13 protein-coding genes are annotated in these 10,682 nt (G+C 66.9%); 3 read left to right on the top strand and 10 right to left on the bottom strand.

What is annotated here, in order from left to right:
• Positions 1–607: alpha/beta hydrolase (locus VJ655_RS08770; protein ID WP_324110686.1), on the top strand; the 607-nt coding region annotated here is incomplete at its 5' end.
• 4 nt (positions 608–611) lie between these two features.
• Here the strand turns inward: VJ655_RS08770 and sugE are convergent.
• The 10 genes from sugE to VJ655_RS08720 all read right to left on the bottom strand — a co-directional run bounded on the left by sugE (position 612) and on the right by VJ655_RS08720 (position 8,159).
• Positions 612–935, bottom strand: coding sequence for a quaternary ammonium compound efflux SMR transporter SugE (gene sugE, locus VJ655_RS08765; RefSeq protein ID WP_324110685.1), 324 nt, complete (start codon positions 933–935; stop codon positions 612–614).
• A gap of 124 nt (positions 936–1,059) precedes the next feature.
• Positions 1,060–1,830, bottom strand: a complete 771-nt coding sequence (locus VJ655_RS08760) for a hypothetical protein (RefSeq protein WP_324110684.1) — start codon at positions 1,828–1,830, stop codon at positions 1,060–1,062.
• Positions 1,831–1,990: 160 nt separating this feature from the next.
• On the bottom strand, positions 1,991–2,251 hold the full coding sequence (locus tag VJ655_RS08755; RefSeq protein WP_324110683.1) for an ATP synthase F1 subunit epsilon: 261 nt from the start codon (positions 2,249–2,251) through the stop codon (positions 1,991–1,993).
• Positions 2,251–2,502, bottom strand: coding sequence for a hypothetical protein (locus VJ655_RS08750; RefSeq protein ID WP_324110682.1), 252 nt, complete (start codon positions 2,500–2,502; stop codon positions 2,251–2,253). The genes VJ655_RS08755 and VJ655_RS08750 overlap by 1 nt, the downstream gene beginning before the upstream one ends.
• The gene (gene atpD / locus VJ655_RS08745; RefSeq protein WP_324110681.1) at positions 2,502–4,130 is read right to left on the bottom strand and encodes a F0F1 ATP synthase subunit beta; all 1,629 of its coding nucleotides are present in this window, start codon (positions 4,128–4,130) and stop codon (positions 2,502–2,504) included. Before atpD ends, VJ655_RS08750 begins: the two co-directional genes overlap by 1 nt.
• Before the next feature lie 48 nt (positions 4,131–4,178).
• Complete coding sequence (locus tag VJ655_RS08740; RefSeq protein ID WP_324110680.1) at positions 4,179–5,054, bottom strand: F0F1 ATP synthase subunit gamma; 876 nt, start codon at positions 5,052–5,054, stop codon at positions 4,179–4,181.
• 35 nt (positions 5,055–5,089) lie between these two features.
• Entirely contained in the window at positions 5,090–6,622 is a 1,533-nt protein-coding gene (atpA, locus tag VJ655_RS08735; RefSeq protein ID WP_324110679.1) for a F0F1 ATP synthase subunit alpha, read from the bottom strand.
• 49 nt (positions 6,623–6,671) lie between these two features.
• Entirely contained in the window at positions 6,672–7,226 is a 555-nt protein-coding gene (locus tag VJ655_RS08730) for a F0F1 ATP synthase subunit delta (protein ID WP_324110678.1), read from the bottom strand.
• A 190-nt stretch (positions 7,227–7,416) separates the two neighbouring features.
• The gene (locus VJ655_RS08725; protein ID WP_324110677.1) at positions 7,417–7,656 is read right to left on the bottom strand and encodes an acyl-CoA thioesterase domain-containing protein; all 240 of its coding nucleotides are present in this window, start codon (positions 7,654–7,656) and stop codon (positions 7,417–7,419) included.
• Between the two features lie 152 nt (positions 7,657–7,808).
• The gene (locus VJ655_RS08720) at positions 7,809–8,159 is read right to left on the bottom strand and encodes a CC_3452 family protein (protein ID WP_324110676.1); all 351 of its coding nucleotides are present in this window, start codon (positions 8,157–8,159) and stop codon (positions 7,809–7,811) included.
• Positions 8,160–8,549: 390 nt separating this feature from the next.
• Between VJ655_RS08720 and VJ655_RS08715 the strand changes: the two genes are divergently transcribed.
• Entirely contained in the window at positions 8,550–9,851 is a 1,302-nt protein-coding gene (locus VJ655_RS08715) for an acyl-CoA dehydrogenase family protein (RefSeq protein ID WP_324110675.1), read from the top strand.
• Positions 9,852–9,999: 148 nt separating this feature from the next.
• A complete protein-coding gene (locus VJ655_RS08710) occupies positions 10,000–10,635 on the top strand; it encodes a LemA family protein (protein ID WP_324110674.1) in 636 nt (211 codons plus the stop codon).
• The last annotated feature ends 47 nt before the right edge of the window (positions 10,636–10,682 follow it).

The following is a 10,682-nucleotide window of genomic DNA, read 5'->3' as shown; positions in this document are numbered from 1 at the left end:
CGTGTCCATGGCGGACTACGCCCGCCAGATCGCCCGCCTCGCCGAGCGCTGCGAGACGCCCCCGATCCTGATCGGACATTCGATGGGCGGCCTGGTCGCCCAGATGGCGGCGTCGCGGGCCAAGATTTCCAAGCTGATCCTGCTGGCGCCCTCCCCTCCATGGGGCGTGGCCGGCGCCAGCCTCGAGGAGGCGGTCTCGGCCGTGAGCCTCTATGCGCTGGGGCCCTACTGGATGCAGGCGGTGGCGCCCGACTACGGCGTGGTGCGGCGCTATAGCGTCGATCGCCTGGCGCGCGCAGAGCGCAAGGCCATCTTCGCGCGCATGACGCCCGAAAGCGGCCGGGCGCTTTGGGAAACCCTCAACTGGTGGCTGGACCCGTTCATGACCACCAGCGTCGCCGCGCCGGGCTGCCCGGTGCTGGCCATGGCCGGCGGCAAGGACGTGATCCATCCCCCAGCCACGGTGCGCCAGACCGCCGCCCGCCTGGGCGGCGCGGTCGAGGTGTTCGCGGACATGAGCCACTGGTTGCCTGGGGAGCCCGGATGGGAGGCGGTGGCCGAGCGCTGCCTCGACTTCATCGCCGCCGAGGGGCGCGCTGCGGCCTAGCGCCTCACGCCGCCGGGCTGAACACCTTCAGTCCCAGGATGCCGGCCACGATCAGGCCCAGGCACACCAGCCGCGCGACGGTCGCCGGCTCCTTGAATAGCACGATGCCGACCACGGCCGTGCCGACCGCGCCCACGCCGGTCCAGACGGCGTAGGCCGTGCCCAGCGGCAGGGTCTTCACCGACCAGCCCAGCAGACCCATGGACAGCACGAGGCTGATCGCGGTCAGGACGATCGGGATCGGCTTGGTGAAGCCTTCGGTGAACTTAAGGCCCACGGCCCAGCCGATCTCGAACAGTCCGGCGACGAACAGAATGACCCAGGCCAAGACGAGCCCTTTCTTCCAAAAGGCGGGGTCGTCCCCGGCGACGGCGAAGCCGCCAAAACAAAAGGCGCGGGGTCGTCCCCGCGCCTTCGTTAGATAGGTCCGGCCAAAAGCCGGAGCAACCGGATTAGCGGCCGCTGGTGCTGTACAGGATCTGAGCGCGCTCGAAGTTCTTGCCGACCGAGGTCTCGTCTAGCTTCTTCAGGCGCACATAGACCAGACCCGCGTGACCGCCGGCCCAGGCGTCGTCCCACGACACGGTGAAGCGGCGGAAGTCGCTGCCGACCGTCTGGTCGTTGCGGATCAGGCGCAGCTGCGGGCTGTTCTCCCACGTCGCCCAGTCGTGGAGGCCGTTGGCCAGTTCCTGAGCCTGCTCAGGCGTCTGGGCGTAGTCGATGGTGACGGTGCAGATGTTCTTGTTCGAGCCCGGGTTGTCGAGCGTGATGTTGAAGGGCTTGCCGAGGTCGAGGACCCACTGCTCCTTCTTCTTCTTGAAGCCGTAGTCCTTGACCAGCTGGGCGAAATCGCCGCCGGCGACCTGCGGCTTGCAGACCTTGTCCAGCACGTCCAGCAGCTTCAGCGCCATCGGATCGGTGGTCTTCGGGCCACGGACCGGCGCGGTGTAGGTTTCGGCCGGGGCCTGGCCAGCCGGAGCGGCGCCGACGGGCGGCGCGGCTTGGTCAGCCGGCGTCGTGGCCGGAGCGGCCGGCGCGGTTTGATCGGCCGGAGCCGGAGCGGCGGCGGGAGCCTGGGCGGGCGCGGCGGCCGGAGCCGGCGCGGTGGTTTGCTCCTGGGCGACGGCGGTGGAAGCGACCGCGCCCACGAGGACAGGTGCGATCAGGCTGACGAGCGCAAGGCGCATAGGCTGGTTATCCCCAACAAGACGAGAGGTCGGCATTAAAGCCGACAAGCGATCCCTCGCAACCCTTATGGCTACCGATTGAGGCGGAGATTGGGTCACAAGTGTAATTTTTTGCCGTTCCGGAGAGTTCATCAGCAAAACGCCCCTGGTCCGGGGGACCAGGGGCGCTTCGAAGCTCCGCGAAAGGAGCCGAAAATCAGGCCGCTTCGACGGCGTGCTCGGCCAGGATCGTCAGGCCGTCAGGGCCGACATCGGCGAAGCCGCCCTGGATATCGAACACCTTGGTCGTCGCGCCGTCCTTCACGGTCACCTTGCCTTCGCGCAGGGTGGTCATGAACGGAGCGTGGTTGGCCAGGACGCCGAAATCGCCTTCCGACCCCGGGGCCTGGACCATGTCCACGTCGCCGGAGAACAGTTCGCGCTCGGGGGCGACCAGGGAAAAGTGCAGCTTGGCCATCAGTTGAAAGTCTCCTCGACGCCGCCGAGGGCGGCCTCGATATCCTCGTCGGTCTGGATCTCGGTCCCGCAGAACGGGCAGAAGCGGATCGTCGCCAGCACCAGGCCGGTTTCGCCGTCTTCTTCCCGCTCGCCGAGATTCAGCAGGATCAGGCCGCTGTCATGCTCGATGAGGCTGGCCGTCGGGTCCGGAGACACCGCCTCCGCCAGCTCTTCGCAGCAGAAACCAGCCAGGTCCGTATCTTCGGTCATCAGGCTTCCGCCGCCATCTTTTCGGCCTTGGCCACGGCTTCCTCGATCGGGCCAACCATGTAGAAGGCGCCTTCCGGCAGGTGGTCGTACTCGCCGTCCACGATGCCCTTGAACGAGCGGATCGTGTCCTTCAGCTGGACGAAGGCGCCCGGCGTGTTGGTGAACTGCTCGGCGACGTGGAACGGCTGGCTCAGGAAGCGCGAGATCTTGCGGGCGCGCGAGACGACCAGCTTGTCCTCTTCCGACAGCTCGTCCATGCCCAGGATGGCGATGATGTCCTTCAGAGCCTTGTACTGCTGCAGGACTTCCTGGACGCGACGGGCGACCGTGTAGTGCTCCTCGCCGATGACCAGCGGGTCCATGATCCGCGAGGTCGAGTCCAGCGGGTCGACGGCCGGGAAGATGGCCTGGGCGGCGATGTCGCGCGACAGAACGGTGGTGGCGTCCAAGTGGGCGAACGAGGTGGCCGGCGCGGGGTCGGTCAAGTCGTCGGCGGGGACGTAGATGGCCTGGACCGAGGTGATCGAGCCCTTGTTCGTCGAGGTGATGCGCTCCTGCAGGTTGCCCATCTCGGTGGCCAGGGTGGGTTGATAGCCCACGGCCGAGGGGATGCGGCCCAGCAGAGCCGACACTTCGGCGCCGGCTTGGGTGAAGCGGAAGATGTTGTCGACGAACAGCAGCACGTCCTTGCCTTCTTCGTCACGGAAGTATTCCGCGATCGACAGGCCGGTCAGGGCGACGCGGGCGCGGGCGCCCGGGGGTTCGTTCATCTGGCCGTAGACCAGGGCGCAGCGCGAGCCTTCGGTCGAGCCGTTGTTGGCCTTCGGGTCGACGTTGACGTTCGACTCGATCATCTCGTGATACAGGTCGTTGCCTTCGCGGGTGCGTTCGCCCACGCCGGCCAGAACCGAGTAACCGCCGTAAGCCTTGGCGATGTTGTTGATCAGTTCCTGCATCGTCACGGTCTTGCCGACGCCGGCGCCGCCGAACAGGCCGATCTTGCCGCCCTTGGTGTAGGGGCACATCAGGTCGATGACCTTGATGCCCGTGACCAGCACTTCAGCGGTGTTGGTCTGTTCGGCGAAGGTCGGGGCGTCGCGGTGGATCGTGCGGGTGATGTCCGAACGGATCGGGCCCTGTTCGTCGATCGGCTCGCCGATGACGTTCATGATGCGGCCCAGGGTGCCCGGACCGACCGGCACGCGGATCGGGGCGCCGGTGTCCTTGACCGGCTGGCCGCGCACGAGACCCTCGGTGGCGTCCATGGCGATGGCGCGGACGGTGTTCTGGCCCAGGTGCTGGGCGACTTCGAACACCAGGCGCTGGCCGGTGGCGGTGTTGACGGTCTCGACCGCGTTCAGGATCGCCGGCAGGGCGCCGTCGAACTCGATGTCGACGACGGCGCCGATGATCTGCACCAGGCGGCCGGTGGCGCCGTCCAGGTTCACGGCGGCGTTAGCCGGAGCGGCGGCGGCCTTCGGCGCGGCCGGCTTCTTCGCGGCCGGAGCCTTCGAAGCGGCGGCGGCCGGAGCCTTGGCGACAGCGGCCTTCGGAGCCGCCGCGGCCTTGGGGGCGGCGGGCTTCTTGGCGGCGGCGGTCGCCGGCTTTTCAGCGGGGGTCTTGGCCATGGCGTGCGGTCTTTCGGTCTCTGCGTGCTTGTGTCGTTAGGCTTGTGATCAGACGGCTTCGGCGCCGGAGATGATCTCGATCAGCTCCTTGGTGATCTGGGCCTGGCGGGAACGATTGTACTCGAGGGTGTAGCGCTTGATCATGTCGCCGGCGTTGCGCGTGGCGTTGTCCATGGCGGTCATCTGGCTGGCGTAGAAGCCGGCCATGTTGTCCAGCAGGGCCGACAGGATCTGAACCGTCAGGTTGCGCGGCAGCAGGGTCTCGAGGATGGCCTCTTCCGAAGGCTCGTACTCGTAGACCGCCGCCGGGCCCGTCGGGGTTTCGACGCCCTCGACCGTGGCGGGGATCAGCTGCAGGCCCGTCGGGATCTGCTGCACCACCGACTTGAAGCGGCTGTAGAACAGCGTGACCACGTCGGTCTCGCCGGCCTCGTACAGACGCGTGACGGCGTCGGCGATCGGCTGGGCCACCGACAGCGTCAGCTGGCGGTAGGCCGACAGGTCGAAGGTCTCGACGATCTTGCCGGCGTAGGGACGGGCGAGCTGCGCCGTCACCTTCTTGCCGACACAGATCACCTGCACCGTCTTACCCTGGGCGATCAGCCCATCGATGTGGGTCCGCGCGGCGCGGACGATCGACGAGGTGAAGCCACCCGCCAGGCCCCGGTCGGCGGCGGCGACGACGACCAGGTGGCGGTCGTCGCGGCCCGTGCCGGCCAGGAGCTTCGGCGCGCCGTCCCCGGACACGCCGGCGGCGAGGTTGGCGATGACGCTGGCCAGACGCCGGGCGTAGGGACGGGCGGATTCCGCCGCGTCCTGGCTCCGGCGCAGCTTGGCCGCCGCCACCATCTGCATCGCTTTCGTGATCTTTTGCGTCGCCTTGACGCTCGAGATCCGATTGCGCATTTCCTTCAAGCTGGCCATTCGGCGCTACTCTCTCCGAGCGGTTCCGAGGGGGCTTAAGCGAAGGTCGCCGAGAAGCTGTCGAGCGCGCTCTTCAGCGTGTTCTCCAGATCCTTGTCGAGGGCCTTCTTGGCGCGGATGCCGTCCAGCAGATCCTTGTGCTGGCTGTGCAGGCGGGCCAGGAACTCGGTCTCGAACCGGCGAACCGCCGAGGTCGGGATCTTGTCCAGGTAGCCGCGGGTACCGGCGTAGATCACGCAGACCTGCTCTTCCACCGCCTGCGGGGCGTATTGCGGTTGCTTCAGCAGCTCGGTCAGGCGTTCGCCGCGGGCCAGCATCTTCTGGGTCGAGGCGTCCAGGTCCGAGCCGAACTTCGCGAAGGCGGCCATTTCACGATACTGGGCCAGTTCGCCCTTAATCGGGCCGGCCACTTGCTTCATGGCCTTGATCTGGGCCGACGAGCCGACGCGCGACACCGAGATGCCGACGTTCACGGCCGGGCGGATGCCTTGGTAGAACAGGTCGGTTTCCAGGAAGATCTGGCCGTCGGTGATCGAGATCACGTTGGTCGGGATGTAGGCCGACACGTCGTTGGCCTGGGTTTCGATGATCGGCAGAGCGGTCAGCGAGCCCGAACCATTGTCTTCGTTCAGCTTGGCGGCGCGTTCCAGCAGGCGGGAGTGCAGGTAGAACACGTCGCCCGGATAGGCTTCGCGGCCCGGCGGGCGGCGCAGCAGCAGCGACATCTGCCGGTAGGCGACGGCCTGCTTGGAAAGGTCGTCATAGATGATCAGGCCGTGCAGGCCGTTGTCGCGGAACCACTCGCCCATGGCGCAGCCCGAGAACGGGGCCAGGTATTGCAGCGGGGCCGGCTCCGAGGCCGAGGCGACGACGACGATCGTGTATTCCAGCGCGCCGTGCTCTTCCAGGGTCTTGACGATCTGGGCGACGGTCGAGCGCTTCTGGCCGATGGCGACGTAGACGCAGTAGAGCTTGGCGCTCTCGTCCTTGCCGGCGTTCACGGCCTTCTGGTTCAGGATGGTGTCGATGGCGACGGCGGTCTTGCCGGTCTGACGGTCACCGATGATCAGCTCGCGCTGGCCGCGGCCGACCGGGATCAGGGTGTCGATCGACTTCAGGCCGGTCTGCACGGGTTCGTGCACCGACTTGCGCGGGATGATGCCCGGAGCCTTGACGTCGACGCGGCGACGCTCGGTGTACTGGATCGGGCCCTTGCCATCGATCGGCTCGCCCAGCGGGTTGACCACGCGGCCGAGCAGGCCACGGCCGACCGGCACGTCCACGATCTCGCCGAGGCGACGGACTTCGTCGCCTTCCTTGATTTCCTGGTCCTGGCCGAAGATCACGGCGCCGACATTGTCGCGCTCGAGGTTCAGAGCCATGCCCTTCACGCCCGCCTTCGGGAATTCCAGCATCTCGCCGGCTTGGACGTTGTCCAGGCCGTAGATGCGGGCGATGCCGTCACCGACGGACAGCACCTGGCCGACGTCCGAAACGGCGGCTTCCTCGCCGAAGTTGGCGATCTGCGACTTGAGGATGGCCGAGATTTCGGCGGCGCGGATGTCCATGGTCTTCAGGGCTCTCTGCGATCTGTTCTTTTTAGGCGCGCTTATACGCTCAGGCGCGCTTCAGGGCGAATTTCAGGGAATCGAGCTTCGAACGGAGCGAAGCATCGAAAAGACGCGAACCGACGCGCACCTTCAAACCACCCAGGAGGGCGGGATCCACGCGCGTGGAAACTTCAGGGGTCTTGCCCAGGGCCTGGGCCAGGGCGGTCTGGACGCCCTTCAGTTGGGCGGCCGACAGCGGGGCGGCCGAGACGACCTCGGCGGTGACGACGCCGCGGTGCTTGGCCGACAGTTCGATGAAGGCCGAGATGGCGCCCAGCAGGTCGCCGGTGCGGCCGTTCGAGGCCACCAGGCCCAGGAACTTCGTGGTCAGCATGTCGAAGCGGGCCTTAACGGCTACCGCCACCAAACCCTTGCCCTTGTCCTCGGCGGAGAAGGCCGGCGATTCGATCAGGCGGCGCAGGTCGGCGCTGTCGGCCACCATCGCCTTCAGGCTCTTCAGATCGGCCTCGACCTTGGTCAGGGAGCCGCTCTCGATCGTCAATTCGAACAGGGACTGCGCGTAACGCTGACCCGCATCCGTCGCCTTGGTTTCGTCCGCCACTTGGTATCCGCCCGGTGCGTTGCAATCGCCGCCGACAAGAAGTTTAGCTCTCGTCACGGCTTAAAGGCTTGAGCGCGCTTGAAAAAAGCACATGGACGGTCGGCGCTGCCGCGCCGCCCCGTCCGAAGCCGCGCGCCTGATAACACGGGCTTTTCGCAGTCGCAACCAAGGGGTCGCACTGTCTGGGCGATCAGCCCCCGGCGCGGCGGAACACAGCCGAGGCCGAGGCGGCCAAGGCGCCGTTAGGGCAACGCAGTTCGCCCTGGGCGAAGACGAGGCTGCGGGTGGCCCGCTCGACCCACGCCTTGGGCTGCAGCTCGCCCGCTTCCGCGCTCGCCGCGAAGTCCACGGTCAGCGACGCCAGGGCCGCGTCCTCGCCCGCGGCCTTGCGCAGAACGGTTTCCAGCTGGGCGGAGAGGCTCGTGTCCATGGGCGTCAACTAATGCTCCGTCCGGAAAAGAAAAGAGGCGGCGGACGAATCCGCCGCCTCATAAGGCGAATGCTCGAGGAAACAGCCAGACGGGATCGGAGAAACGACGATCCCTAAGCGCCTGGTTACTGGTAGAAGGCGGTTACGTGTTTCTACTTAGCCGAAGCCAGGGCGGACGCGCCCTTGGCCGAGACGTTGCAACGGGTCAGATCGTCGGCGTCGAGAGACTTGGTCTCGCCGCCGAAAGCCGAGACGCGGCCGACTTCCTTGGCCAGGGCCTTGCAGGCCATGGCGGTCAGGGCGCGGGACGGCGCCTGGGTCGAGACGCACTCGGCGCCTTCGCAGACGAAGACGGCGCCGCCGGCGACGACCTTGGTCTTGGCGGCGACCGGCGCGTCGAGCGCGGCGGCGATGCGGCCATCGGCCAAGGCGCTGCCCGCGAGGGGGCCGGCGAGCATGGAGACGGATACGGCGGCGACAGCCGCCAGGGTGCGGAGCTTCATCAGAAAGCCCTCCAGTGTTCGGGGAGTTGCGGACAGATCGGTGATCGGGTGGGGGAACGCGTACTGGCCGCCCGGATCCGGGGAAATGGGAACACCGGTATCCCCACCGGTGCTTCGGATCCGAACTAAGCATCGCTTAGATAACAGTGATCAGAAATTGCGCAAGCCGAATTTCGTCCGCGCGCCAATTTTTCGGAAAACGGGGATTTCTAGAAGAAGCCGACGAGATCCGTCCGAAAACGGCCAGAACCTATAAAGCAAGAGCTCTCACTCGTTTGCGCCCCGCGCCACTCGGCGAACCTCGTTCCGCAAGGGCACGATTGGCCGCCGCCCGCCGCCGCGCTTAGTCTGCCGCCATAATCATAAAGATGTGCGCAGGGAGGCTTTGCCATGGACTTCCAATTGCCGCCGGAGCTGACCGCCTATCTGGCGGAGCTGGACGCCTTCATCGCGAAGGAGATCGCGCCGCTGCAGGCGCGCGACGACAATGACCGCTTCTTCGACCATCGCCGGGAATGGGCCCGGACCGACTGGGACGCCGGCGGCCTGCCCCGACACGACTGGGAGGAGCTGCTGGCCAAGGCCCGCAAGCTGGCCGACCAGGCCGGACATTATCGCTACGCCCTGCCGAAGGAGTATGGCGGTCAGGGCGGCACCAACCTGGGCATGGCGGTGATCCGCGAGCATCTGGCCGCCAAGGGCCTGGGCCTGTTCAACGACCTGCAGAACGAGCACTCGATCGTCGGCAATAATCCGTTCGTGCTGATGATCCGCGACTTCGGCCGGCCCGACCAGCAATCCCTGATCGGCGACATGCTGGATCGCGGCGCCTTCCGCCCGACCTTCGGCCTGACCGAGCCCGACCATGGCTCCGACGCCACCCACATGGAGACCCAGGCCGTGCGCGAGGAGCGCCATGGCCAGGCCGGCTGGCGTATCGACGGCGAGAAGATGTGGACCACCGGCATGCACGCGGCCACGCACTGCTGCCTGTTCGCCCGCACGTCCGGCGAGGATGGCGACGCCAGGGGCATCACCGCCTTCCTGGTCCCGGCCCACGCGCCCGGCGTGAAGATCGAGGAGTACCTCTGGACCTTCAACATGCCGACCGACCATCCGCGCGTCAGCTTCACCGACGTCTGGGTCCCGGACAGCGCCATGTTCGGGCCCGAAGGCGGCGGCCTGGCCCTGGCTCAGCACTTCGTGCACGAGAACCGCATCCGCCAGGCGGCCTCCAGCCTGGGCGCGGCGGCCTACTGCATCGAGGAGAGCATCAAGTACGCGCGCGCCCGCAAGCCGTTCGGCAAGGCCCTGGCCGAGAACCAGGCGATCCAGTTCCCGATCGTCGAGCTCTCCACCCAGGTCGAGATGCTGCGCCTGCTGATCCGCAAGACCGCCTGGGACATGGATCGGATGACCAAGGTCGAGGTGGAGAAGCGTCTCTCGGACAAGGTGTCGATGTGTAACTACTGGGCCAACCGCCTGTGCTGCGAGGCCGCCGACCGGGCCATGCAGATCCACGGCGGCGTCGGCTATTCGCGCCACAAGCCGTTCGAGCACATCTATCGCCACCACCGCCGCTACCGGATCACCGAGGGCAGCGAGGAGATCCAGATGCGCAAGGTCGCCGCCTGGCTGTTCGGCTATGTCGGCCCGCGCAAGAAGACCTTCTTGGAAATGGACAAGGTTTAATTCCGCGCATCCTGACGCAGGTCAAAGGACGCGCTATCTAACGGCGGTACGCGGGCAGTCATGTCCGCGCGTCGTACTTGCGCGTTTGGTCTTGCCCGTTTGGCTTTCGAGCGACCGCCCGTCGACCGACGGGCCCCTGGAGGATTGAATGAACCGTCTCGTCCGTAACGCCGCGCGGGTCGCGCTGGTCGTCGCCGTTCCGGCCACCCTCGCCGGCTGCGGGATCAACACCATCCCCACCCAGGACGAGGCCACCAAGGCCGCCTGGGCCGAGGTGCAGAACCAGTATCAGCGCCGGGCCGACCTGGTGCCGAACCTGGTGGCGACGGTGAAGGGCTACGCCGCGCAGGAAAAGGACGTGCTGACGGCCGTCACCCAGGCCCGCGCCAGCGCCACCCAGGTCAAGGTGGACGCCTCGACCATCACCGACCCGGTCCAGTTCCAGAAGTTCGCCGCCGCCCAGGACCAGCTGTCCGGCGTGCTGGGCCGTCTGATGGTCATCCAGGAGCAGTATCCGGACCTGAAGTCGAACCAGAACTTCCTCAGCCTGCAGAGCCAGCTGGAAGGCACCGAGAACCGCATCGCCATCGCGCGGCGCGACTACAACGAGGCCGCCCAGAAGTACAACACGACCCTGCGCACCTTCCCCAGCATCCTGTGGGCCAAGACCGTCTACAGCGGCCAGAAGCCGGCCCAGCTGTTCCAGGCCACGGCCGCCGCCCAGAGCGCCCCGACCGTGGACTTCTCCAGCCCGCCGACGGCGACGCCGCCGAAGGTCAACTGAGTTGCAATTTCTCCGCTCATCCCCGCGAAAGCGGGGACCCAAGCCGA

The sequence above is a fragment of the Caulobacter sp. genome, from assembly GCF_035254145.1.
In the GTDB taxonomy this organism is placed as follows: domain Bacteria; phylum Pseudomonadota; class Alphaproteobacteria; order Caulobacterales; family Caulobacteraceae; genus Caulobacter.
Note: the sequence above shows the minus strand (reverse complement) of the source record. Positions and strands in the feature narration are given on the sequence as shown.